Below are 24,058 nucleotides of genomic sequence, written 5' to 3'. Positions count from 1 at the left end.
ATTGGTTCAGGGCGGAGGTGTCACCTATGGCCCAGCTGACCGCCCTGGACGCGCAGTTCCTCCATTTCGAGACCGCGACGAACATCGCCAACATCGCCGGCCTGGCCATCCTCGACGGCGACCTCAACCGCGCCGACCTCCAGGCCCTGCTCGAGCGGCGGCTGCCGTACGTGCCCGCGCTGCGGCGCAAGCTGGCCCCCGTGCCGTTCGGGCTGGACCACCCGTACTGGATGCAGGAGGACGATCTCGACCTCGACTACCACGTGCGCGAGATCGGCCTGCCGCCGCCGGGCGACGACCGGCAGCTCGCCGACCAGGTCTCGCGGCTGCACGCCCGGCGGCTGGACCGCGGCCGGCCGCTGTGGGAGATCTACCTGATCCACGGGCTGTACGGCGGGCGGATGGGCCTCTACACCAAGATCCATCACGCGGCCGTGGACGGGATCGGCGGCGCCGACGTCCTGGCCGCTCTCCTGGACATCAGCCCGACGCCCGCGCCGCCGCCCGCCGAGGAGCCCTCACGGGACGCCCCGCCTCCCGGGGCCGCGGAGATGGTGGCGCGCGGGCTGGCGAGGCTGGCCGGCAACCCGGCGCACGCCCTGCGTTTCGCCGCCAGGGCCATGCCGCACCTGGACGAGATCCCCGTCGTGTCCTGGATCCCGGGCAGCCAGGTCGTCTCCTCGCTCGCCCGGCGGCTGGCCGGGGCCGGGCAGGCGCCCGAGCTGCCGGCGCTGCCCGCGCCGAGGACGCCGTTCAGCGGCCCCGTGTCGGGGCACCGGCGCTTCGCGTTCGTGTCGCTGCCGCTGGAGGAGATCAAGCGGGTGCGCAAGGCGTTCGGGGTCACCGTCAACGACGTGGTCATGGCCGTGTGCGCGGGCGCGCTGCGCACGTGGCTGGCCGCGCACGGCGGCGTCCCGCACCAGCCGCTGGTGGCGGGGGTGCCGTTCTCGCTGCGCGCGGCCGGGGTGGAGGGCCCCGGCAACCAGGTGGCGATCATGACGGCGCCGCTGGCCGTGCACGTCGAGGACCCCGTCGCCCGGCTGCACCACGTGCGGCACGCCATGCAGCGGATCAAGGACCGCTTCTCGCTGGCGCCCGCGCGCTGGCTGCGCGAGTTCAGCGAGTCGATGCCGGCCGCGCTCATGGGGCTGGCCGCCCGCTCGGCCTTCTCGCTCGTCGGGCAGACCGCGCCGCCGATCAACGTGGGCGTCTCGAACGTGCCCGGACCCCAGTTCCCCCTGTACGTGTGCGGGGCCCGGCTGCTGACCCACTACCCGGTGTCGGTGATCACGGACGTGAGCGGCGGCGTGAACATCACCGCCTTCTCCTACGACGGCTCCCTCGACATCGGGATCGTCACCGACAGAGAGATGGTGCCGGACGCCTGGGAACTGGCCGCCGACCTGCGTGCGGCCCTCGACGAGCTGCTCCACGCGGAAGCGACCCTGCCGCACTAGCCAAGTGCCGGCGGAACTGTCGGTGGCGTGTGGCACCTTGGGAACGCCGAGGAAGGGAGCATCGCATGTCAACCGCCCGGGAGCTCTACGACGACCTGGTCACCGAGCAGCTCGTCCGTCCAGAGGTGAGCCTGGGGCGCATGTTCCACTCCGAGGGCCTCAAGGTCAACGGAAAGGTGTTCGCGTTCTTCTCCAAGGAGCAGCGGGTCGTGCTCAAGCTCCCCGCCGCGCGGGCGGCCGAGCTGGTGGACGAGGGCGCGGCCGACGAGATGATCATGGCGGCCCGGCGGATGCGGGAGTGGGTGTCCCTGCGCACGCCGGACGAGGAGGTCTGGCGCGGCCTGCTGACGGAGGCCGCCACGTACGTCGAGTCCCTGACGCGCTGACACGCCCGCCGGACGGCGGCCGGCTGGGGCCACTCGCGGGCACAGTTGGGTAGCTTGGAAGGAGGCGGCCTGCCAGGTCTCCCGACTTCGCCGTTCCCTCAGACCCCGAGGTGCCGATGGTTTCAGCCCCTACGTCATAGGTCACCACGTTTCAGCGTCGTGCGTCCAAAGCGAGCGAGGAGTGTGTTTTGTCCGAAGCAGCAGAGGTTCTCGAACTCGACGACAACGTCGCCGACGGTGGCGCGGCCGTCGGCGCCGACTCGGTCAAGGCTTATCTGAAGGAGATCGGCCGCGTGCCGCTGCTCACCGCCGAGCAGGAGATCGACCTGGCCAAGCGCATCGAGGCCGGGCTGTTCGCGCAGGAGCGGCTCGAGACCGAGCCGTGCATGCCCGCCGATCTGCGCGCCGATCTGGAGTGGATCGCCCGGGACGGCGAGATCGCCAGGCGCCGCATGCTGGAGGCCAACCTGCGGCTGGTCGTCTCCATCGCCAAGCGCTACACCGGCCGCGGCATGCTCTTCCTCGACCTGATCCAGGAGGGCAACCTGGGCCTGATCCGGACGATCGAGAAGTTCGACTACCGGCTGGGCTACAAGTTCTCCACGTACGCGACGTGGTGGATCAAGCAGGCCATCACCCGGGCCATGGCCGACCAGGCCCGGACGATCCGCATCCCCGTGCACATGGTCGAGCTGATCAACAAGGTCGCGCGGACGGAGCGCCGCCTGCAGACCGACCTCGGTCGCGAGCCCACGCCCGAGGAGCTGGCCAAGGAGTGCGAGCTCGAGGTCGATCGCGTCATCGAGGTCCAGGGATACGGCCGCGAGCCGATCTCCCTGAGCACGCCGCTGGGCGAGGAGGGCGACAGCGAGTTCGGCGACCTCATCGAGGACACCGAGGCGGTCTCCCCGGCCGACGCGGTCTCGTTCACGCTGCTCCAGCAGCAGCTGCACGCCCTGCTCGACCAGCTCTCCGAGCGCGAGGCGGGCGTGATCAGCATGCGCTACGGCCTCAACGACGGCAAGCCGATGACCCTCGACGAGATCGGCCGCATCTACGGCGTCACCCGCGAGCGCATCCGGCAGATCGAGGCCAAGACGATGTCCAAGCTCCGTCACCCCTCCCGATCCCTGGCGCTGCGCGACTATCTGAGCTGACCCGCGACTGAAAGGCTGCGCAAACGAAGACCCAAGACTGTCGCCACGGACCTGTGGAGGCAGGCGGGCTGTCCTAGATTCCCAGGCGTGAAACGCGCCCGATCGAGCCTCGTCCACCAACTCGCCTACGCCGTCAAGAACCCGGACCGGATCGCCCCCCACCTGCGGCGGCTGGCCCGCGACACCTGGTTCCGGCTGCGCACACGTGATCACGTCGCCTACTACCGGGCCGTCATGAAGTCCGACACCGCGCGGGACCCCGAGGGCGCGGTCGGCTCGCACACGCACAGACGGTGGCTGGCGCTGGGGCGCATGCAGTTCGACTACCTGGTGGAGCACGGGCTCAAGCCGGACTACCGGATGCTGGAGATCGGGTGCGGCAACCTGCGCGCCGGACGGCTGTTCATCGACTACCTGCACGCCGGAAACTACTACGGCATCGACATCTCGCCCGACATCCTCATGGCGGCCCAGCACACGATCGTCGGGCACGGGCTCAACCACAAGCTGCCCTACCTCACGCCCGTCCGCGACCTGCGCTTCGCCTTCCTGCCCGGCGAGCACTTCGACGTCGTCCACGCGCACAGCGTGTTCTCGCACTCGCCGCTGCACGTCATCGAGGAGTGCTTCGCCCACGTGGGGCGGGTGATGAAGCCGGCCGCCTGGTTCGACTTCACCTTCGACCGCACCGAGGGCAAGGAGCACCAGGTGCTGCGGGAGGACTTCTACTACCGCACCGAGACGCTGGTGGCGCTGGCTGCCGAGTACGGGCTGCGGGCCACGTTCATGGACGACTGGGAGCGCGGCCCGCACAAGCAGTCGAAGATCCGCATCACCAAGGGTTAGCGGGCCGACCCCCAGAACTCCTCCAGCCTGGCCGCGCCGGTCGCCGGATCCTGGAGCAGCCACCAGTGGCCGAGCCCCGGCAGCTCGGCCACGGTGGCGCCCGCCCGCGCCGCGCTCTCCTCCGCCACGCTCCGCGCCAGGAACGCGTCGCCCTCGGGAACGATCACCAGCCCGGGCGCGGGGATGTCCGCGAACGCGGGCGACCACTCCTCACCCACCCGCACGGCCGACCGGTAGAGGGCCAGGATGCTGCCGGCCATGACCTGGTCGACGCCGGCCGCGATCTCCAGGGCGTGCTCGAACGGCACGCCGAAGCCCTCGAACCCCTTGGCCCGCTCCTCCAGGGGCGTGGCCAGCAGCTGCTCGAAGAACTCCTCGCCGGCCCCGGGCGTCTGCCAGAGCCTGGCCAGGTCGTGCCACTCGAAGGCGGGGTGGCCGAGCCCGGCGGCGTCCGTGGCCCACGTGCGGACGAGGTCGGGGCGGGTGCTGACCAGGCGCACCACCAGGCCGCCGCCCCAGTCGTGGCCGACCAGGTCGATCCCGTCGCCCGCCATCGCCTCCAGCTCGCCGGCCAGCCACGCCACGTACTCCTCCTTCGTGGCGGAGAACCCGTCCGGCCGGGGGCAGCCGAAGCCGGGCATCCGGAGCGCCCGCACGTCCTGGCGGCTCAGGGCCGCGCGGAGGGGGTCCCAGACGGCGGCGGTCTCAGGGACGCCGTGAACCAGCACAAGGGTCATTCCCCGAACGTACGCCGCGAATATCCGGCTGCATACGTTCTGAGCCCTCCTTTAGGGTGAGGGGAGTGAGAGACGTACGTGCGTTGCCCAAGGCCCACCTGCATGTTCACCTGGAGAGCACCGTCCGGCCCGCTACCGTGCGCGACCTGGGCGGGACGCCCGAGCGCAGCGAGCTGTTCGCGAGCTTCAGGGAGTTCGGCGACGAGCGGGCGCGGGTGCGCGACCTGCTGCGCACCCCCGAGCATTTCCGGCGGATCGCGGTGGAGTTCTGCGAGGACGAGGCCGCCCAGGGCACCCGCTACGTCGAGGTGACCTTCACCGCCGCCTCCCACGGGGAGCGGGTGGGGGACCCTGAGATGCCGCTGGAGGCGGTGCTCGAAGGGCTGGAGGAGGGCTCCTCCCGCTACGGGATCGCGTACAACGTGCTGCTCGACCACTCCAGGCGGCGGCCGGTGGAGCGGCTGTGGCGCACGTTCAAGCTGGCCGGCCGGCACGACCGGGTGATCGGCATGGGGCTGGCCGGCGACGAGAGCTACCCGCTGGCGCCGTTCGCGGAGGTGCTCGACGCGGCCAGGGACGCGGGGCTGCGCCTGGTGCACCACGCGGGCGAGGCCGCCGGGGCCGCCAGCATCCGCGAGGCGCTCTCCCTGGGGCACGCCGAGCGCCTCGGGCACGGCATCCGGGTGCTGGACGACGCCGAGCTGGTGGCCGAGGTGCGCGAGCGCGGGATCCCGCTGGAGGTCTGCCCCACCTCCAACGTCCTGCTCGGGTTCGTCCCCTCCCTGCCCGAGCACCCGCTTCCCCGGCTGAGGGAGGCCGGGCTGGCGGTCACGATCAACACCGACGGGGAGACGGCCCTGGCCGACGAGTACGCCCGGCTGCGGGACGTGTTCGGCTACGGCGACGCGGACCTGGCGGACCTGGCCCGGGCCTCGATCGACGCGTCGTTCGCGCCGGAGCCCGTCAAGGCGCGGCTGCGGGCGGAGGTGGAGGCCTGGCTCGCCGCTGAGTGACGCACGGGCGTCCGTACGGTCGCATGAGAGGCTGTCGGCATGGACTTATCGAAGCCGGGCATGCCGTCCGTGGCTCACCGGCTGCCCGAGCGGGTGGTCTTCGCCGGGGTGGTCGGCGCGATCCTGCCGTTCCTCCATTTCGGATGGGCGCTGCTCGGTGCCGTGCTGGCGGACCCGTTCGCCGCCCTGGTGACCGCGCCGGGCGCCTCCTGGCAGCAGCGCGGCCTGGGCGTGGCGCTGTTCCTCTTGTTCTGCGGCGCCCTCGCCTTCGCCGGTTAGTCCACCCGGCCGTTGCCGGGCCGTACACGGTGGAGCTCCAGGCCGATGTCCACCACCTCGGCCCGTTCGAGGCCGGCCACCTCGTCGAGAGGCACCCACGCGGCCCGGTCGGTGCTGCCGCCGACCTCGTGGCGCAGGGTGCCGCCGGTGATGCGGCCCTCGTAGACGATGCGCAGGCCGTGGAAGTCCGCCTCGCGGCCCTCGCCCCGGGGGTAGCGGCAGTGCAGGGTGCTCATGCCCAGCAGGGTCTCGATCGCCACCATGTAGCCGGTCTCCTCCTCCACCTCGCGGATCGCGGCGTCCACCGGGTCCTCGGCGTGCTCGATGCCGCCGCCGGGGAGCGTCCAGTGCCGCTCGCCGGAGGGGCCGACCCAGCGCGCGAGGAGGATCCGGCCGTCGTCGACGCAGATCGCGTACGCGGCCACGCGCAGCTCCCTGGTGATGATCACGAGGCGGGAGCGGAGGTGCTGCTGCGGACGACGAGGCTGGTGGCGAGCTCTATGCGCGTCCCGACCGGCCCCCTCGGATGAGTCAGCTCCTCCGAGATGAGGCGGACCGCCTCGTTGGCCATGTCGTCGAGCGGCTGGCGGACCGTGGTGAGCGGCGGCGACATCATCTCGCACCACGTGGAGTCGTCGAAGCCGACCACGGACAGCTGGCCCGGCACCCGGATCCCGCGCTCGGTGGCCGCCTGGTAGACGCCGGCCGCCTGCAGGTCGGAGCCGGCGAAGATGGCGGTGGGCCGGTCGGGGCGGTCGAGGAGCTCGGCCCCGAACTCCCTGCCGCCGGAGATCAGGAAGTCGCCGTAACGGGTCAGCCCGGGGTCGGGGTCGATCCCGAACGTACGGTGCGCCGCCAGGTAACCCTCGTACCGGTCGAGCGTGCACTGCGTGTCGAGCGGCCCGCCGATGAAGCCGATCCTGGTGTGCCCCAGCTCCAGCAGGTGGGTCGTGGCCATGACGCCGCCCGACCAGTTGGTGGCGCCGACGGTGGACATGCGCGGATCGCGCTTGCCCACCGGGTCGAGCAGCACCAGGGGCACGTGCAGGAGCTCCTCGATGGCCGAGATCTCCTCCTGGTTGGCCCGCGACAGCACCAGCACGATGCCGTCGGTGCTGCGCTTGCGCACGATCCCGATCCAGCGCCGCAGGTCGAAGTCGGCCCGCGCGGACGAGGTCACCACGAGCGAGAACCCCCACCGCGCGGCCGCCTGCTCCGCGCCCCTGATGAGCACCTGGGCCCACGGGGAGCCGAGCCCGTCTATGAGCAGGTCGACGAGACCGGCCCGGGGAGTGCTCGGCGGGCGCGGGGCCTCGTATCCGAAGGCCCTGACCGCTTCGAGCACCTTGTCCCTGGTGGCGGTGGAGACGTGCTTCTTCCCGCTCAGGACCTTGGAGACCGTCGGCACGGACACTCCGGCAGCGGCGGCGACGTCCGCCAGCGTTGCTCGAGCCACAGGACCTCCGAGTTGCAACTTTCGGAAAAACCTCAAACCCACAGGTTGCCCGCTGACCTGGATCAGACTGCTACCCGATCGGCGCTGTTGACATCGCTGCGGGCCCGAGCCTACCGTAACCCTTCGGCAATGTCACGGTAATCTTTCGGAAAGTGTGCCAGAAACTTTCCGATGGCGAGGGGCGTATGAACCGGGTCGTCGAGCGCGGGCGCGCGGCCGCCGGGATCGCGTCGAGGATCCTCCCATCCCTACAGGAGCAGTGAAATGTCTCGCTTGGATGCTTTCAGGAACCGCATCGGGGGCTTCGCCTACGGCGGCGACTACAACCCGGAGCAATGGGACCCAGCCGTGTGGCGGGAGGACGTCCGGCTCATGCGTGAGGCCGGCGTCAACATCGTCTCCCTCGGCGTCTTCGCGTGGGCGTCCCTGGAGCCGGAGCCGGGCAAGTACGAGTTCGGCTGGCTGGACGAGATCATGGACCTCCTCCACGAGAACGGCATCAGCGTCAACCTGGCCACCCCGACGGCGGCCCCGCCCGTCTGGCTCACCCACCTGCACCCCGAGGTGTTCCCGGTGATGGCCGACGGCGAGCGGTTCGGGTTCGGCAACCGCCTGCACTACGACCCGTCGTCACCCATCTACCGTGAGTACGCGGCGAACATCACCACCAAGCTCGCCGAGCGCTACTCCTTCCACCCGGCGCTGGCGATGTGGCACATCTCCAACGAGTACGGGCCCACGGCGTACAACGAGGCCGCCTCGGTCAACTTCCGCCGCTGGCTGCAGCGCCGCTACGGCGACCTGGAGACCCTGAACGAGGCGTGGTACACCCGCTTCTGGAGCCAGCACTACACCGACTGGGACCAGGTCGAGGTGCCGCACATCCCGCGCACCTGGATGAACCCCGCCCGCCGGATCGACTTCAAGCGCTTCACCTCCGACGCCCTCCTCGAGTGCTACATCGCCGAACGGGACATCGTCCGCTCCTTCCGCGACGACATCCCGGTCCTGACGAACTTCATGCGCTTCTTCAAGCACGCCGACTACTGGAAGTGGGCGCCCGAGGAGGACGCGGTCGCGCTCGACATCTATCCCAACCCCGCCGACGCCGACTCGCACGTGTCGGCGGCCTTCCAGTACGACCTGTTCCGCTCGCTCAAGGGCGGTCAGCCGTGGCTGCTCATGGAGCAGGCGGCCAGCGCGGTCAGCCAGTGGCAGCTCAACATCGTCAAGGAGCCCGGCCGGATGCGGCTCGGCTCGCTGCAGGCGGTGTCGCGGGCGGCGGACTCGGTGATGTTCTTCCAGTGGCGGGCCGGTCGAGGCGGGCAGGAGCGCTTCCACTCGGCGATGCTGCCGCACTCCGGGCCGGACTCGCGCACGTTCAGGGAGATCGTGGACCTGGGACGGGAGATGAAGCTGCTCGCTCCCGTGGCGGGGACGACCTCGCGGGCCGAGATCGCGATCCTGTTCGACTGGGACGGCTGGTGGGGGCTGGAGGAGACCGCGGGGCTGCCGCGCCAGGACCTCAGCTACCCGGACACGGTCATGCGGCACTACACGCCGCTGTGGTCGAACAACCACCCGGTGGACGTCGTGTCCGCGTCGTCGTCGCTGGACGGGTACAAGGTGCTGGTGGTGCCGAACGCGTACCTGATCGGCGACGAGGGCGTGCGGCGGATCACCGAGTTCGCCGAGAACGGCGGGACGGTCGTCATGTCGTTCTTCTCCGGCGTGGTCGACGAGTGCAACCGGGTGCGGCCCGACGGCTACCCCGGCGCGTTCCGGCGGCTCATCGGGGCCAAGGTGGACGAGTACTGGCCGGCGCGGCCGCACGAGGTCTTCTCCGTGGAGTTCGCCGACGGGCGGCGGGCGACCTCGACGTGGTGGCGCGACGACCTGCACCTGGAGACCGGCACGGCCCTGGCCACCTACGGTGACGGCCTGCTGGCCGGCCGGGCCGCCGTGGTGGAGAACCGCTTCGGCGCGGGGCGCGTGGTGTACTTCGCGACCCTCCTGGAGCAGGCCGCCTTCGACGCCGAACTCCTCGCGGCCGTGGCGGCGGCGGGTGTCCGGTCGCCGTTTCCGCAGGCGCCCGCCCACGTGGAGTGCGCCGTGCGGGGGGACGAGGAGCACGAGTACGTGTTCCTGCTCAACCACAGCGGCGAGCTGAGCGCGTCCGTCCCGTTCGAGGGGGAGGGGACCGACCTGCTCACCGGGCAGGCGGTGTCGGGTCCGGTCGAGCTGGCCCCGCTGGGGGCGGCGGTGATCCGGCGCGCCCGCTCGTAATCCCGACGTACGCCCCGGCGGTCCCCTGCCCGCCGGGGCTTTTGACTTTAGCCTTTACCCCGAACGTAGATCTATATCCGTTTCATGGGGTTATGTTTGCCTTTGTCCGTTTCGAGGGGTAGCTTGGTAGTCGTTACCGGCGAGTGACCTGGGCCTTACCAACGTGGAAGGCACCACTCGACCGGACTCCCTCTGGTTGGATTCACGCTCCACGTGCCGCTCTTACGGCGTCATGCCCGGCTACGTGAGTGAAGAGCGTACTGCCCTGTCGCCTCACAAAGGACTGCGCCTACCCATGCCTGCTCGCCTGCACTCTATCGCCATGCTCACCGCCTCCGTGCTGACCGCCATGGCCGTCGGCTCGCCCGCGGCGCACGCTGACGCCGAGGCCGGCAGCACGATCACCCAGACGGCCGTGCTCCAGGGCTCGACCACCGCGTCCTACTTCTGGGACGACTCCTCCGGCCGCGCGGGCGACACCGGTCTGCCTGCCGCCGGCAAGCCCATGCAGAAGGGTCTGGCCGCCAGCCCGAGCTGGCCGCTCATGACCGAGGGCTACGTCGTCTACAAGGGCAAGAAGCTCCCGTTCTTCGTCGGTGACCGCGGTCCCGGCAACCCCTCGAACAGCGGTGTGATGCTCGACCTCGACGCCAAGACGTTCGCCGAGCTGACCGGCGGCACGTTCAACCCCGACACCCTGGCCGTGGACGGCGTCGCCGGCGCGGGCCACATCAAGATCGACTACGTCGTGACCAAGTGGGGCGGCGGCGTCGGCAAGAAGAACTTCCCGGTCGCCTACTCCACCGGCGCCTGGGCCGAGAAGGACGCCACCCCGGTCGTCCGGCCGGTGTCGGTGAAGCTCCCCGCGAACTGAGCTAGCTTTCCCCCGAAAGGGCGCCCCTGACCAGGGGTGCCCTTTTCGCGTGCCGGTATCGTTTGCGGACGATCTACCGCACGTGGAAGGGACCAGATGAGCTCCCGGCCGCTTTACCGCGACCCCATGCACGACGGCGCCACCGACCCCACCCTGATCTGGAACCGGGCCGAGCACGCCTGGTGGCTCGTCTACACCAGCCGCCGCGCGAGCGCCCCTGACCGGGGGGACGTGAGCTGGGTGCACGGCACCGACCTCGGCGTCGCGTCCTCGGCGGACGGCGGCGCGACCTGGCTCTACCGGGGGACGATCGAGGGTCTCGACACCGAATGGGGGCGGCACACGTACTGGGCGCCGGAGATCGTCGACGACGGCGAGACGTACCACATGTACGTCAGCGTCATCCGCGGCGTCCCCGAGGCGTGGCCGGGGCACGAGCGCCACATCCGCCACCACACCAGCCCCGACCTCGTACGGTGGACGTTCCGGTCCACCCTCGGCCTGTCCTCCCCGTACGTGATCGACGCCTGCGTGGCCGCGCTGCCCGGCGGCGGCCACCGGCTCTGGTACAAGGACGAGGCCGACGGCTCGCACACCTGGGCCGCCGACAGCTCCGACCTGCACCATTGGCAGGTCCGCGGACCCGCCGTGACGATCTCCGCGCACGAGGGGGCCAACGTGTTCACGCTCGGGGGCCGCCACTGGATGATCGTCGACGAGTGGCGCGGCCAGCGCGTGCTGGTCTCGGACGACCTCGACGTCTGGGAGCCGCGCGGCCTCATCCTCGACCAGCCGGGCACGCGCCCGGACGACGACGGGTTCGGCCACCACGCGGACGTCGTGGTGACGGGGGAGGAGGCCGTGATCTTCTACTTCACCCACCCGGGCGGTGGCCGCCGCTCGTCGGTCCAGGCCGCCCGGCTGCGGGTGCGCGACGGCGAGCTGATCTGCGACCGCGACGAGCCCCTCACCGGCCCCCTCCTGCCCGTCGAGGGCCCCTGACCTGGCCTCACCCGCGGCGTTCCCACCGGTACGACCAGAAGAGCCCCAGTACGGCGGCCGCGCACAACGCGACGGTGAGGAGCTTCGAGAGCGCTATGGCCGCCAGGCACAGCGCTCCCATCGAGGTGCCGGCCGCTAGGCCGGATCTGCGGTTCGAGGCCTCAGGGTCACGCTCGGGGCGTGGCGGCGGGGGGAGCGGCTCCCACAGCTGGCCGCAGCCGGAGCACCGCCACGGCCGGACGTCCCCACCGTGGACGCCCGGAGGAACGCACCGGTGCGTGGCCACCTTGCTCACGAACGTCTCCTGCGGCGGTACTCGCGGGCGAAGCATTCGTCGATGGCGGCCGCCGTGTCCGCGTCCAAGGTCATGAGGGAAAGGCTCGGCCATGGCGGCCGGCCGGCGCAAGATCTCTCCGCCCGTTCGATCGCCGTTTCACGCGGCGGCCGCCGGCCGATCGATCAGCGGAGCGTGACGAGGATCCCGTCGTCGTCGCTGAACAGCTCGGCGCCGGGACGGAAGGTGGCGCCGCCGAAGGTGACGGGGACGTCGCGCTCGCCGCCGCCCACCTTGGCGCTCTTGCGGGGGTTGGAGCCGAGGGCCTTGACACCCAGGTCGAGCTCGCGCAGGGCGGCGACGTCGCGTACCGCGCCGTTGATGACGACGCCGGCCCAGCCGTTGGCGACCGCCATGCCGGCGATGACGTCGCCCATGACGGCGGTGTGCAGGGAGCCCCCGCCGTCCACCACCAGGACCCGGCCCTCGCCGGGCTCGGACAGGACGGACTTGAGCAGGACGTTGTCCTCGTGGCACCGGACGGTGACGACGGGGCCGCTGAAGGCGCGCCGGCCGCCGTACTGGCGCAGCTGCAGGTCGCAGGAGTCGAGCTGGTCGCCGCGCTCGTCGTACAGGTCTGCGGTGACAACGGTCATGGTGGAACCTTCCTAGGGATCGACGGGAAGCCGCCGGGCGGCCACGCCGGCCCAGCCGAGGCTGAGCGCGGTGACGAGGAGCACGCCGCCGGCCCCGAGCCCGGCGGCCACGACCCCGGCCGCGCCGGGGATGATCAGCTGGCCGGTACGGTTGCCGACCAGGCGCAGGGACATGGCCCGGCCGCGCATCCCGGCGGGGGCGGACTCGGCCAGCCACGACATGGTCAGCGGCTGCCCCACCCCCAGCCCGAACCCCGCGACCAGCAGCAACGCGGCCAGCGCCCACAGCGGCATGGACACGGGCGTGAGCAGCATGGCGACCGCCGCCGCGAGGGTGCTGCCGACCAGCAGCCTGCGCCGGCCGACCAGGCGGGCGAGGTGGCCGAGGAAGAAGCGCGAGGCCATGGAGGCGACGCCGCGTACGGTCAGCAGCAGGCCCACGGCGCTCGCGGTCAGGCCGTGCTCGGTGCCGAGCGCGGGCAGGTACGCCAGCGTGATGTCGACCGCGGACAGCACCACGCAGCTGGTCACCAGGGCGTGCGCGAGGCCGGGCAGGCGCAGCAGCGAGCGCAGGTCCCCGCTCTCGGCCCGGGTCCGGGCGGCCGCGCCGCTCCGCGGGAGCAGCGCGGAGAGCGCGAGGAGGAGCACGCCGAGGCCGCAGGACCAGGCGAAGATGCGGCCGGTGTCGGGGATGGAGCCGTCGCCGCCGAGCAGGCTGATCATGAGCGGGCCGGCGGCCTGGCCGAGGGACGCGGCGAAGGTGTAGTGGCCGAAGGCGGTGTCGTGGCGGCCGTGCTCGGTGGTGTTGGCGACCAGGGCCTGCTGGGCGATGACGCTGCCCAGGTGGCCGGTGCCGAGCAGGACCCCCGCCGCGACCAGGCCGGGGACGGTGTGGCCGAACGCGGTGAACGCGACGGCGGCGGCGGTGAGCAGGAGCGCGCCCGCCACGGCCATGCGGCGCTCGCCGTACCGGTCGGCGGCGTGGCCGGCGGGCAGGGCCAGCAGCAGCGGCGCGATGGCGAAGCTGGCGCCGAGCAGGCCGAGCCAGGCCGTGGGCACGTCGAGCTCGATCGCGCGGTACGACATGGTGGGCCGCAGCACGAAGGTGATCACCTGGGTGCCGGTGGAGTGGGCGAGCAGGACCGCGTGCCGATGCCAGGCGTCAGGCATCTACCTCGTCCTGGCCCACGGGGTTCTGGTGCTTGCGCAGCCGCCAGGCGGCCTGGGCGCCGAGGCTGGTGTCGATGTGCTCGCGCATCACACCGGCGGCCGACTCCACGTCGCCCGCGATCACGTACTCCAGCAGGGCCTCGTGCTCGGCGGCCTTACGGTCGCGGGCGGCCTGGCCGCGTTCGACCTCCAGAGCGAGGCGGCGGTAGCGGTCGGCCTTGTCCCACAGGCTGTCGAGGGTCTGGATGAGCAGGTCGTTGTGGGAGGCGGAGTAGAGGGCGGCGTGGAACCTGCGGTGCGCGACGAGCTGCTCGTAGGCGGGGTTGCCGGGCAGGGGTTCGAGGCCCTCGTGGGCGGCGCGCATGGCGGCGATGTCGGCCTTGGTACGGCGTTCGGCGGCCAGCGCGACCGCGAGGGGGTCGAGGGAGCGGCGCAGCTCCAGCAGGTCGCGGGCCTCCTCGGCGGCCAGCGGCGCGACGCGGGCGTCGCGGTGGGCGTCCAGCTCGACCAGCCCCTCGCTCTTGAGCCGGCGCAGGGCCTCGCGCAGGGGAGTGGTGCTGATGCCGATGTCGCGGGCCAGCTGGGCCTGGGCGATGACGGAGCCGGGGGCCAGCCGGCCGGACAGGATCAGCTCCTTGACCCGCAGGTAGGCGTAGTCCGCCTTCGTCGTGTAGAGCTCGGCCGCTGATTCGCCCATTGCCGTCCTGTCTCGTGGCTGACGGTTATAACGTACACCGTCAGCCACTCTTGTCGATGAATGCCCCCTAGGATGCTCCGCTGGCGAGCGTTATAGGTTATGCGATCAGTAGGTGCAGCCGAAGAACACGGTGGGGTTGCAGCCGGGCAGGGTGCAGATGATGAACGTGGTCCCCAGCGTCGGCATCTCCTGGGTGCCGCCGTGCTCGGGGATCATGATCTCGCCCGCGGGATGGGGTACGCCGGCGTCGCGGTGGTAGGGGTCTTTCCAGAGTCGGGTGAGGTCGTCGTCGCTCATGAGAGCACGATGCGCCGGCGGGGACGCCCGCGGCATCCGTCATATTCCGGAAGCGGAAACATCGGGGAAACCACGTAATCCTTGACGGAACGGCTGAGTGGGATAGAGATGGGGGTGGGATCGACGATCTTCCTGGCGGGGAGGTTATGACGTGCTGGTGACCCGGCGCCCGTTGACGGGTCGTTCCGCCGAGCTCGATCACCTGGTGCGGCTGCTGGACAAGCCGCATGGGACGACGTTCGTGCTGATGACAGGGGACCCGGGGATCGGCAAGAGCCGGCTGCTGACGGCGGTCGCCGAGCTGGCGCGGGAGCGGGGCTTGCCGGCGATGGCGGGGCGGGCCACCGAGTTCGAGCGCAGCGCGCCGTTCGGGATCCTGTTCGACGCGCTGGCCGACGGCGACCGCCACCTCCAGCTGGCCGCCGATCTGGAGCAGATCCGCGCGCTGCTGTCCGCCGAGGCCGGCGCGGACGCCGGGGGAGTGGCCCGCGGGCTGGCGGCGCTGAACCGGCACCGGTTGTTCCGGGCGTCGCACCGCCTCGTGGAGCGCATCTCGGAGCGGGACGGCCTGGTCGTGCTGCTGGACGACGTGCAGTGGGCCGACGACGCCTCCATCGAGGCCCTCGACTACTTCATCCGGCATCCGCCGGATCGGCGCGTGATCGTCCTGCTCGCGGCGCGCACCGGCGGGCTGCCGGCCGGGCTGACGCGCTCGCTGGCCGCGGCCTCCGTGGTGGCGCTGCCCCTCGGCCCGCTGTCGGCGGGCGACGCGGACGCGCTGCTGGGTGAGGAGATGTCCGCGCCCCGCCGGCGCCGCCTGTACGAGCGCAGCGGCGGCAATCCGCTGTTCCTGGAGATCCTGGCCGCGCTGCCGGACGGCGACGATCCCGCCGAGGCCGCGAGCCCCGTCGCGGCGAACGCCCTGGACCGGCTGATCGCCGCCGAGCTGTCGGGCCTCGACCAGGTGCAGGGGCTGGTGGCGCGGGCCGCGGCGGTGGTGGGCGACGAGCTGGACGCGACGCTGGTGGCGGCGGTGTCGGAGCTGGACCTGGCCACGGTGGTGCCCGCCCTGGACGACCTCGTACACCGGAACGTCCTGTCCTCCGGCCCGCGGACCCTGGGCTTCCGGCATCCGCTGGTGCGGGCGGCGGCGTACCGGATGGCGGGTCCCGCGTGGCGGATGGCGGCGCACCGGCGCGCGGCCGAGTACTTGCGCGCGCACGGCGCGCCGGCCGTGCGGTGCGCGGTGCACATGGAGCACGCGATCGTGATCGGCGACGCGGTCGGGGCCGCACTGCTGGCCGAGGGGGCGGACGCGGTGGCCGCGACCGCCCCGGCGACGGCGGCGCGCTGGTTCCGCGCCGCCCTGCGGGCCCTGCCGGACGACGTCCCCGGCGGGCGGCGCGCCGGCCTGCTGCTGTCACTCGCGGCGGCGCTGGGCGTGTCCGGGCAGCTGGCGGAGAGCCGTACGCTGCTGCGCGAGGTCATGCAGGCGGGCGGCGACCACCGCGACCAGGCGGTGGAGCTGATGTCCATGATGGAGCGCTCGCTGGGCCGCTTCGAGGAGGCCCGGGCGATCCTGACCGCCGAGCTGGGCCACCTGGACCAGGCCCCGGGCGGCGACTCCGGCGGGCGGTGCGCGCTGCTGGTGGAGCTGGCGGCCAACGACCTGCTGGACGGGCGCTGGGACGAGGGGCGGGAGAACGCCTCGCTCGCGCTCGGGCTGGCAGGACCGCGTACCCGGCGAGGGTTGCCGGCCACGGCCGTGACGCTGCTGGCGGTCGCGGCGCTCTACCGGTGCGACTTCTGGGCGGCGTACCGGTATCTCGACCGGGCGGACGCGCTGGTGAACGGGCTGACCGACCGCGAGCTGTGCGATGACCTCGGGCTCGTGGCCGCGCTGGCGTGGGGCGAGTTCCTGGCCGACCGCAACGCCGACGCGCTGCGGCACCTGGCCCGCGGGCTGCGGGTGGCCCGTGACCACGGGCGCAGCCACGTGGTGCCGCTGCTGTACGCCGCCCGCGCCACCGTCCATGCCCGGCTGGGGGACGTCGACCGGGCGCTGGGCGACGCCGAGGAGGCCGAGGAGATCGCGCGGCATCTGGGCAGCGCGGAGATGCTGGCGTTCGTCCACGTCACGAAGTCGCGCCCGCTGCTGTGGCTGAACGGCCCGGACGCGGCGATGCCGCTGATCGAGCCGGCGCGGCGGGGGCAGGTGCTGCGCTCGGCCTGGTGGCGGACCATCTCGGACCAGGCGGTGTCGGAGGTGCTGTTCTCGGTCGGCGAGACGGAGGCGTGCGGGCGGCTGCTGGCGGCGCGGGTGCCCGCCGACCCGGCCGGTCTCGGCCCGGGCGTGGTCGGCAGTTACGCGCTGCGTTCGGAGGTGGAGGTCACCCGGGGCGATCTGACGGCGGGCAGGGAGTGGTACGAGCGCGCCGCCCGCGTCGTGGAGCTCGGCGCCCCGCCCGTGCAGGCGGGTTTCCTGGCGCGGGCCCGTGCCGTCCTCGCGCTCGCGCAGGGCCGGCAGGACGAGGCGGAGGAGGCGGCGCGCGAGGCCGTGGACCGGTTCGCGGCTGCCGGGCTGCCCATCGGGGAGGCGCTCGGCCGGATGCTGCTGGCCGGTGTGCTGCGCCGCGACGACGACTCGCGGGCCGCCAAGCAGCAGCTCGGGCAGGCGAAAGAGCTGTTCCTGTCGTGCGGCGCGCCGTGGCTGGCGGCCCAGGTGGGCGTCGAGCAGCGCCGGATGGCCGCCGGCCTGGCCCACCGGCCCGGCGCCGGGAGCTCGTTGTCGGAGCGGGAGCGGGAGATCGCCGAGCTGGTCGCGTACGGCATGACGAACCGGGAGATCGGCGAGCGCCTGTTCCTCAGCCCCAGGACGGTGGAGACGCATCTGGCCAGCGTGTTCAGGAAGCTCGGGGTGAAGACCCGGGCCGCCCTGGCGCACCGGCTCTCCGGGTGACCGGCCGCGGGCACGGATCCGGTGCCGCGCGGCCGGTCACCGGTCTGTCAGACCAGGATCCAGGGCGAGCAGTAAATGATGTACAGCGCGCTCACCGCGCAGCGCACCTCGGAGGTGTAGCCGCCGCAGCAGCCGATGGTGGCCAGGTGCTGGGTGCTGTTCAGCGGGTCCTGCTCCACGCCGCCCCCCAGCCGCGCCGTCTCCAGGTCGAGGTCGCCGGCAGGGTGCGGCAGGCCGGCGCCGTACGCGGCCCGGTGGATGGGGTCCTTCCAGGAGCGGATGAGGTCGTCGTTCGTCATGGCGTGTTCTCCTCTGTCCGTGGTCAGCAGCAGCCGAGGCTGGAGTAGCGGCAGGTCCCGACCCACATGGTCCGCTCGCAGCTCTGCCAGCAGCTGAAGAAGTTGGTGTAGTCGTCGAAGCCGGGGATCTCCTTCTCGCCGCCGCTCAGGGCGCCCAGGTTGATCTCACCCGCGGGGTGGGCTTCGTCGCGCCCGCGGAGCTCGGGGGTTTTCCAGGATCTGATCTGGTCGTCGGCCGACATTTCTGTCTCCTTCCATGAAGATGGGTGATTTCAGGCGCTCAGCGGATCGGGCACCGGCGGAGCGCCGAACAGGTCGCGGTAGGGTCCTGGGCTGCTCACCAGCCTTTCGTGGGTTCCGCGGCCGACGATGCGGCCCTGATCGATGACGAGGACTTCGTGGGCGTCGCGGATCGCGCTCAGCCGGTGCGAGACGACGATCCGGGTGACCCGCAGCTCCGACAGGGCGGCGTCGACCCGGCGTTCGGTCTGGGGGTCGAGGTGGCTGGTGGCCTCGTCGAGGATGAGCAGGCGCGGCCGGTGCACGATGGCCCTGGCGAGCGCGACCCGCTGCCGTTGCCCGGCCGAGAGCGCGGCGCCGCCCTCGCCGACGTTGGTGTCGTAGCCCATGGGCAGGCGTTCGACGTCGTGGTGCAGCCCCGCGACGAGCGCGGCGGTCACCACGTCGTCGTCCGTGGCGTCGGGGCTGCCGAGCGTGATGTTGTCGCGGATCGAGCCGTTGAACAGCGACAGCTCCTGCAGCACCGCGCCGCATTCGCGCCGCAGCGCCGCCACGTCCAGCTCCTGGACGGGTACGCCGTCGTGCCGTATCTCGCCCGTCTCCGGCCGCAGCAGCCCGAGCACCAGCAGGGCGAGCGTGCTCTTGCCCGACCCGGTACGCCCGACGACGCCGAGCTTCGCCCCCGCGGGCACCTCGAACGACATCTCCCGCAGCACGGGCGGCGAGTCGGGCGCGTACCGGAAGGCGACGCCCTCGGCCCGGATCGCGACCGGCCGCCCGGCGGGCAGCAGCCGGGCGCCGCTCGGCTCGGGGGCGGCGTCGAGCACGTCATAGATGCGCTCGAACTGGCCGCGCAGCATGGAGTACAGCTGCACCGTCCCCACGAACGCCTGCAACGGCGCCAGCACCGACATCGCCAGGGCGTTCACCGCCAGCATGGTGCCCAGCGACATGCGCCCGCCGAGCACCAGCCACGCGCCGCACCACAGCAGCGCGAGCGGCGCGAACACGGCCACCGCTCCCTGCGCAGCCTCGAACCAGGAGCTGGCGCGTCCCCGCCGCAGCATGGCCGTCTGGTACGTCCCGAACAGCTCCCGCCAGCGCGCCTGTGCCCGCGACTCCACGCCGTTGGCCTTGAGCGGCAGCATCGCCTGCAACGTCTCGACGAGATACCCCTGCTCGCCCGCGCGGGCGCCCAGCTCCGCCTGGGACAGGGTCCGCAGCCGCCGGTACGAGGCCACCATCAGCCCCGCCTGCCCGGCCGCCAGCGCGCCGACCATGAGCGCGTACCAGGGGACGAGGAGGACGAGCGCGATCCCGTACGCGGACAGCAGGACCATGTCGAGCGCGAGCGTGACGCTCTGCTGCGTGACCGCCTCCCTGGTGGTGGCGATGCTGCCGACGCGCAGGAGCAGGTCGCCCCGGCTGCGCTGGAGGAAGAACCCGATCGGCAGCCGCAGCAGGTGGCCGACGAAACGGCCGGTCAGCCGCTCGTCGGCGCGGGCCCGGAGGGCGAGCAGGAGGCGGGCGCGCAGGAAGGTGAGCGTGCCGTGCAGCGCCGCCGTGCCGAACACCGCCCAGCCGAGCACCGGCAGCAGGTCGCCGCGCCCGGCGGGGACCAGCTCGTCTACCACGGACTTGGTGGCGAGCGGCAGCGCCAGCGCCAGCAGCTGGATGGCCGCCGCCAACGCCAGCACCCCGGCCAGGCGACGCCGGCCGCCCGGCACCGCCGCGAAGTCGCGCAGGTAGCGGACCGGCGTCGACCGCCACGGCGACGCGCGCCTCCTGACGAACCCGGGACCGGGCGCGCACTCGATCACCACGCCGCCGTACCGCCGCGCGAACTCCTCCCGCGGCATGGTCCGGCGGCCGTTGCCCGGGTCGACGATCCGCACGCCGCCCCTGCCCGGCCCCTCGACGACGACGAAGTGGTGGGCGGAGAAGTAGGCGATGAACGGCGCCCGCGGCGGCTCGCCGAGCGGATCCGCCACCCGTTCCGCCGTGGCCGTCAGCCCGTACTCGCGGGCCGCCGCGACCAGCCGGGCGACGGACACGCCGTCTCTGCCCGGGCCCAGCAGGTCACGGCACTCGGCGACCGAGGCGTGCCTGCCGTGGTGGCTCAGCAGCATGGCCAGGACGGCGGCCCCGCACTCGCTCGTGGTCAGTTGCAGGCGGACGGGGACGCGGCGCCGCATCACGGCAGCCCCTTTCTTTAACGGGTACGTGGCGCTTCAGGCGGCCGGCGGGGCCAGGACCAGGACGGACGGCACCTCGGCGGGGGCGGCCAGCCGCAGGAGACCGTGCCCGATCCCCGCCAGACCGGACATCAGACCCGGCGTCGTCACGCCGCCCGGGGTGCCGCAGAGCGGGCCGTCGGCGAGCTGGGCGAGCAGGACGCCGGCCCGCAGGCGCAGGGTGTCCGTCAGGTCGTGCCTGCCCGCGGCGACGGCGTGGGTGAGGAGCTCCAGGTTCCCGGCCTCGCCGTGGCACAGGCTGTGGCCGACGATGCCGGGCGGGGTGCTCACGTACGAGCGCAGTGCCACGTCCAGGTCGGCGGCGAGGTCATCGGCCGCTTCGGTGCTCAGGCCGGGACGGCGGAGGAGGTCGGCGCGGGCCAGGCCGATGCCGGGCGCGCCGTGGCACCACCCCTGCATGGACGGGGGCAGGCCGGAGGGGTTCGCCGAGGCGTCGGGTAGGTCCCGGAAGTCGGGCCAGTTGCCGATGCGGGCGTCGAATCGGGAACGCTCATAGGCGAAGGCGGCCAGGCCGGTCTCCGCGTACCGTGCCTCGCCGGTCCGGGCGGCGAAGCGGAGCAGCGCCCAGCCGATCCCCGCGGCCCCGTGGGAGAACCCGGTCAAGGGCGCCGAGGCGGGGATGTGACCGTGCCACGCCACCCCGCCGTCCTGCGGCCGCGCCGTCTCGACGAGCCGGTCGGCGCAGGTGCGGGCCACGTCCAGCGCGTTCGGCAGCCCGGTCGCCTCGTGGACGGCGAGCATCGCGGCCAGGCAGCCGGCCGCGCCGCCCACGACGTCGAGTCCCTCGTCCGTGGCGGCGGCGCCGGTCGTCGCGGCGATCAGGGGTTCGACGTGGTCGAGCAGGTCGGGCGCGCCGAGGTCGCGGGCCAGGTGCGTCAGCGCGTACGCCAGCCCGACGGCGCTGTTGAACGGCCCGCACGGGAACGCCGTGACATTCCCGGCGATGCCGTCCACGAAGCCGGGGACCCAGGCCAGAGCCCGCATGGCGAGGTCGGCGTGGCGGGTCTCGCCGGTGATCCTGGCGAGCTGGCCGAGGAAGAGGGCGACACCGGGGGTGCCGCCGTACAGGTCGCTCTTGAGCGTGCCGACCGTCCAGCGGGTCTCGCCCACGAGCTCCATGCCGAGCCAGTTGGCGGCGGAGGCGTCGCGATGGGCGCGTTCGGCGAGTTCGTCCCCGAGCGCCGTGGCCATGGCCACGAGCCGGTCCGCGAGCCCGTCCGCCGGCGGGGTGGGGGCGGCGGGAGCCGCAGGGGCGGTGGAGGTCCATACGCGGTCGCGGTCGCGGCGGCTGGCCAGGGAAGCGCGGATGATCCACTGCTGCTCGGCCAGATCCCGGGGGCCCATGGCGCGGATCTTGGCGGCGGCGTCCGAGGAGGGCACGTCCATGAGCGCGCCGGCCAGCGGCTCGTCCCGGCTGGTCCACAGGTCGGGCGTGCCGGGGCGGCCGGAGAAGAGGGGGATGTCGCCGTTCCAGACGTCGGCGATCTCGGCGGGGACCAGCCGGCGGCGGACCGGGTCGTCGGCGCAGGCGGCCCACAGCGCGTCGAGCACGTGGTCGCGGTCCAGGGCGTCACGCATGACATCCGGGTGGGTCGACTCCAGCAGCAGGGTGCCGTACAGCTGCGTGGGCCGCATCACCACGCGGATCTCGTCCCCCTGGAAGGCCGCCAGGACGCCGCCGGGTGCGAGCAGCTCGTCGCGGTGGGCGGCGATGACCTCGTACGCACCGGTGAAACCGGACAGGAAGTCCTCGACGTGGTCGGCCGGATCGGCGACGGCGTCACCGACGCCCGGTCGGTTGCTGCTGCCGGGGAAGGCCGCCCGCTCCCGGATCAGCCGCATCTCGTCGGTCCCCGCGGCGGACCAGCCGGCCGACTCGAACGGCAGCGTGCTGCCCGCGTCCCCGCCCATGCCTCCCATGTCGAGGGCGCCGCCGTCCTTGCTCCACACGACGGCCGGCAGCAGCCCCACCCGGGCGACCGAGGTGTCCAGCGCCCGTTCGGCCGGGTCGTCGTCGGTACGCCCGCGGGCGCCGCCCCTGGGGATCGCCGGGTGGAACAGCGCCTCCAGGTCGACCAGCACCGGCTGGTCACCGGCGGCGATGAGGTTCTCGAAGTGGAAGTCCACGCCGTCGAGCGCGTACAGCAGGGCCAGCAGGGCGCCCTGCCGCCGGTAGAAGGCACGTACGCCGGCCTCGTCCGCGCAGGGCCCGTGCTCGGCGTACTCCACCCAGCCGTGGCCCGGCCGTTCCAGCACGGTCAGCACGCGCAGGCCGAGGCCGGGCATCCGGTCGTCGAGCCAGCCGAGCGCCCGGTTGAAGTGCGCGTGCACGGCCAGCGACCGCGGCTTGTAGACCACCCGCGCCCCGCTCTCGAACCGCAGCAGCCCGACCGACCGCCCGCCCCGGTGCCCGTCGCCCACGCCCATGACCACCTCGGCCAGCGGCCCCGGCTCGGTCCCGCCGAACAGCTCCGCCACGATCGCGGACCGGTCGGCGGCCAGCCGCCGCAGCAGCTCCAGGTAGGTCTCCACGGCGTGGTCGGCGCATTGGGCCATCAGCCGTGCCAGCACGACGTACTCGGACAGCAGCCCCGCCAGCCCTTCCCGGCCGGCCAGCCGCGCCGTGAAGGACCGGAAACGCTCTTCGGCGCTGTCCCCGTGCAGCTCGCCGCGTACCCGGGCCACGTTCAGCTCCAGGACGAGCACGCGCGAGGCGAGCGAGACGAGCTGCCTGCCGAGCTGGTCCGCGAACCCGCGCCGCAGAGCCGCCACCTTCCCGAGCCCGTCCGGCGCACCGGACACCATCCGGTCGATGGCGTCCCGGACGAACGGGGCGACGATCCGCGCGAACCCCGCGTCCCACGTGAACGTCGCCTCGTCGAGCTCCGGCGGCGCGACCTGGGCGCCGCCGCCCAGGGAGGCCGCCACGAGCGCGGCTTCGACGGTGCCGGCCCAGGCCGGCCGGGGTGCGCGCGACGCCAGCTCCTCGGGCGGCTCGGCCAGCAGCGCGAGCAGCACGCCGGCGTCGATGCCGAGGTCGGCGAGCCTGGCCTCGAACCGGCCGTCCTCGTCCATGCGGTGGGCGGCCCGCCAGCGCGCGAGCCGCCGCTCGGCCAGGTCGCTCTCGCGGGGAGCGGGCCGGGTGGTGAGCGCCAGCCGCTCGGCGAGCGTGAGCGCCCCGGCCCACCAGTGCGGTGCCGGTTCCGCGTCCGTGTCTGTACGTTGTGCCGGCGTCGCGGCGATGTGTGACAAAGGTGGCATCCTCGCTGCTCGCGGGGACCACGCGCTTCGGCGGGCCCCTGGCCGTTGGCTGTCAGCAGGATGAGACGGCACCCGGCCGCCGCGGCATCCGGTGAACGCCGTGAGCCGCCTGCCCCCGTCGCCCGCGGGATACGTGAAACCACTGAGGCGCCGGATTTACGGGTCCGCGGCCATTCACCCAGGGGCCGATCTTGCCCACAATGGGCGCCGGAACCGACACGACCGAGGAGGACCGATGAACGACAACGGCAAGACCGGCATCCGGCGACTGCGGCGCATCGTCGTGGGCGCGGTGGCGCTGGCCGCCTGCGCCATGCTCGCGATCGCGGGACCCGCCGCGGCCGACAGCGATGGCGGCTTCGGCGGTTTCGGCGGCGGCAGCGGCGGCGGAGGCGGCGCCACCGGCAGCTGGTGACCCGCCCCCGGCACCGGATCAGCCGGGCAGAGTGACCGGCTC

The 24,058-nt window shown here is 72.8% G+C and carries 22 protein-coding genes and 1 pseudogene; 11 read left to right on the top strand and 12 right to left on the bottom strand.

Annotated elements, in window-relative coordinates; genetic code table 11:
- Positions 1-26: 26 nt before the first annotated feature.
- The 4 genes and pseudogenes from ACIHFD_RS54055 to ACIHFD_RS54040 all read left to right on the top strand — a co-directional run bounded on the left by ACIHFD_RS54055 (position 27) and on the right by ACIHFD_RS54040 (position 3,846).
- Positions 27-1,457 carry a wax ester/triacylglycerol synthase family O-acyltransferase gene (locus ACIHFD_RS54055; RefSeq protein WP_397373554.1) on the top strand — a complete coding sequence of 477 codons (1,431 nt, stop codon included), beginning with the start codon at positions 27-29 and terminating at the stop codon, positions 1,455-1,457.
- A gap of 65 nt (positions 1,458-1,522) precedes the next feature.
- Complete coding sequence (locus tag ACIHFD_RS54050) at positions 1,523-1,843, top strand: MmcQ/YjbR family DNA-binding protein (RefSeq protein ID WP_350732081.1); 321 nt, start codon at positions 1,523-1,525, stop codon at positions 1,841-1,843.
- A gap of 176 nt (positions 1,844-2,019) precedes the next feature.
- Positions 2,020-3,000: pseudogene (locus ACIHFD_RS54045) on the top strand (RNA polymerase sigma factor); the annotation flags it as partial.
- Between the two features lie 87 nt (positions 3,001-3,087).
- Positions 3,088-3,846 (top strand): class I SAM-dependent methyltransferase, encoded by a 759-nt coding sequence (locus tag ACIHFD_RS54040; RefSeq protein WP_363969511.1) that lies wholly within the window; start codon positions 3,088-3,090, stop codon positions 3,844-3,846.
- Here the strand turns inward: ACIHFD_RS54040 and ACIHFD_RS54035 are convergent.
- Complete coding sequence (locus ACIHFD_RS54035) at positions 3,843-4,583, bottom strand: alpha/beta fold hydrolase (protein WP_397373553.1); 741 nt, start codon at positions 4,581-4,583, stop codon at positions 3,843-3,845. The genes ACIHFD_RS54040 and ACIHFD_RS54035 overlap by 4 nt on opposite strands.
- A 65-nt stretch (positions 4,584-4,648) precedes the next feature.
- On the opposite strand from ACIHFD_RS54035, the gene add reads away from it, so the two are divergent.
- Positions 4,649-5,596 carry an adenosine deaminase gene (gene add, locus ACIHFD_RS54030; RefSeq protein WP_397373552.1) on the top strand — a complete coding sequence of 316 codons (948 nt, stop codon included), beginning with the start codon at positions 4,649-4,651 and terminating at the stop codon, positions 5,594-5,596.
- Positions 5,597-5,635: 39 nt separating this feature from the next.
- A complete protein-coding gene (locus ACIHFD_RS54025) occupies positions 5,636-5,875 on the top strand; it encodes a hypothetical protein (RefSeq protein WP_397373551.1) in 240 nt (79 codons plus the stop codon).
- Here ACIHFD_RS54025 and ACIHFD_RS54020 read toward each other — a convergent pair.
- Positions 5,872-6,324 carry an NUDIX hydrolase gene (locus ACIHFD_RS54020; protein WP_397373550.1) on the bottom strand — a complete coding sequence of 151 codons (453 nt, stop codon included), beginning with the start codon at positions 6,322-6,324 and terminating at the stop codon, positions 5,872-5,874. The genes ACIHFD_RS54025 and ACIHFD_RS54020 overlap by 4 nt on opposite strands.
- Complete coding sequence (locus ACIHFD_RS54015; protein ID WP_397373549.1) at positions 6,321-7,331, bottom strand: LacI family DNA-binding transcriptional regulator; 1,011 nt, start codon at positions 7,329-7,331, stop codon at positions 6,321-6,323. Before ACIHFD_RS54015 ends, ACIHFD_RS54020 begins: the two co-directional genes overlap by 4 nt.
- A 264-nt stretch (positions 7,332-7,595) precedes the next feature.
- Between ACIHFD_RS54015 and ACIHFD_RS54010 the strand changes: the two genes are divergently transcribed.
- From ACIHFD_RS54010 to ACIHFD_RS54000, 3 genes are all read left to right on the top strand, one after another.
- Entirely contained in the window at positions 7,596-9,617 is a 2,022-nt protein-coding gene (locus ACIHFD_RS54010; RefSeq protein ID WP_397373548.1) for a beta-galactosidase, read from the top strand.
- Between the two features lie 322 nt (positions 9,618-9,939).
- Entirely contained in the window at positions 9,940-10,491 is a 552-nt protein-coding gene (locus ACIHFD_RS54005; RefSeq protein ID WP_397373547.1) for a hypothetical protein, read from the top strand.
- Positions 10,492-10,587: 96 nt separating this feature from the next.
- A complete protein-coding gene (locus ACIHFD_RS54000) occupies positions 10,588-11,493 on the top strand; it encodes a hypothetical protein (RefSeq protein ID WP_397373546.1) in 906 nt (301 codons plus the stop codon).
- A gap of 7 nt (positions 11,494-11,500) precedes the next feature.
- Here the strand turns inward: ACIHFD_RS54000 and ACIHFD_RS53995 are convergent, their stop codons facing one another.
- From ACIHFD_RS53995 to ACIHFD_RS53975, 5 genes are all read right to left on the bottom strand, one after another.
- Positions 11,501-11,788, bottom strand: coding sequence for a hypothetical protein (locus tag ACIHFD_RS53995; RefSeq protein ID WP_397373545.1), 288 nt, complete (start codon positions 11,786-11,788; stop codon positions 11,501-11,503).
- Between the two features lie 164 nt (positions 11,789-11,952).
- On the bottom strand, positions 11,953-12,423 hold the full coding sequence (gene rraA, locus ACIHFD_RS53990) for a ribonuclease E activity regulator RraA (RefSeq protein ID WP_355202547.1): 471 nt from the start codon (positions 12,421-12,423) through the stop codon (positions 11,953-11,955).
- A 12-nt stretch (positions 12,424-12,435) separates the two neighbouring features.
- Entirely contained in the window at positions 12,436-13,593 is a 1,158-nt protein-coding gene (locus ACIHFD_RS53985) for an MFS transporter (RefSeq protein WP_397373544.1), read from the bottom strand.
- Positions 13,586-14,290, bottom strand: coding sequence for a GntR family transcriptional regulator (locus ACIHFD_RS53980; RefSeq protein ID WP_350732103.1), 705 nt, complete (start codon positions 14,288-14,290; stop codon positions 13,586-13,588). Before ACIHFD_RS53980 ends, ACIHFD_RS53985 begins: the two co-directional genes overlap by 8 nt.
- Positions 14,291-14,395: 105 nt before the next feature.
- On the bottom strand, positions 14,396-14,587 hold the full coding sequence (locus ACIHFD_RS53975; RefSeq protein WP_397373543.1) for a hypothetical protein: 192 nt from the start codon (positions 14,585-14,587) through the stop codon (positions 14,396-14,398).
- 151 nt (positions 14,588-14,738) lie between these two features.
- Here ACIHFD_RS53975 and ACIHFD_RS53970 point away from each other — a divergent pair, with 151 nt between their 5' ends.
- The gene (locus ACIHFD_RS53970; protein ID WP_397373542.1) at positions 14,739-17,546 is read left to right on the top strand and encodes an ATP-binding protein; all 2,808 of its coding nucleotides are present in this window, start codon (positions 14,739-14,741) and stop codon (positions 17,544-17,546) included.
- A gap of 47 nt (positions 17,547-17,593) precedes the next feature.
- On the opposite strand, the gene ACIHFD_RS53965 is transcribed toward ACIHFD_RS53970, so the two are convergent.
- The 4 genes from ACIHFD_RS53965 to ACIHFD_RS53950 are packed head-to-tail and all read right to left on the bottom strand — an operon-like array spanning position 17,594 to position 23,592.
- The gene (locus tag ACIHFD_RS53965) at positions 17,594-17,845 is read right to left on the bottom strand and encodes a hypothetical protein (protein WP_397373541.1); all 252 of its coding nucleotides are present in this window, start codon (positions 17,843-17,845) and stop codon (positions 17,594-17,596) included.
- 23 nt (positions 17,846-17,868) lie between these two features.
- On the bottom strand, positions 17,869-18,087 hold the full coding sequence (locus tag ACIHFD_RS53960) for a hypothetical protein (protein WP_397373540.1): 219 nt from the start codon (positions 18,085-18,087) through the stop codon (positions 17,869-17,871).
- 30 nt (positions 18,088-18,117) lie between these two features.
- Positions 18,118-20,280, bottom strand: a complete 2,163-nt coding sequence (locus tag ACIHFD_RS53955; RefSeq protein ID WP_397373539.1) for a peptidase domain-containing ABC transporter — start codon at positions 20,278-20,280, stop codon at positions 18,118-18,120.
- A gap of 36 nt (positions 20,281-20,316) precedes the next feature.
- Positions 20,317-23,592 (bottom strand): type 2 lanthipeptide synthetase LanM family protein, encoded by a 3,276-nt coding sequence (locus ACIHFD_RS53950; protein WP_397373538.1) that lies wholly within the window; start codon positions 23,590-23,592, stop codon positions 20,317-20,319.
- 244 nt (positions 23,593-23,836) lie between these two features.
- Here ACIHFD_RS53950 and ACIHFD_RS53945 point away from each other — a divergent pair, with 244 nt between their 5' ends.
- Entirely contained in the window at positions 23,837-24,016 is a 180-nt protein-coding gene (locus tag ACIHFD_RS53945; RefSeq protein ID WP_363969476.1) for a hypothetical protein, read from the top strand.
- The last annotated feature ends 42 nt before the right edge of the window (positions 24,017-24,058 follow it).

This window comes from Nonomuraea sp. NPDC051941, from assembly GCF_044593615.1.
The sequence above is the reverse complement of the archived record's forward strand: the minus strand, read 5'-3'. Positions and strand labels throughout refer to the sequence as shown.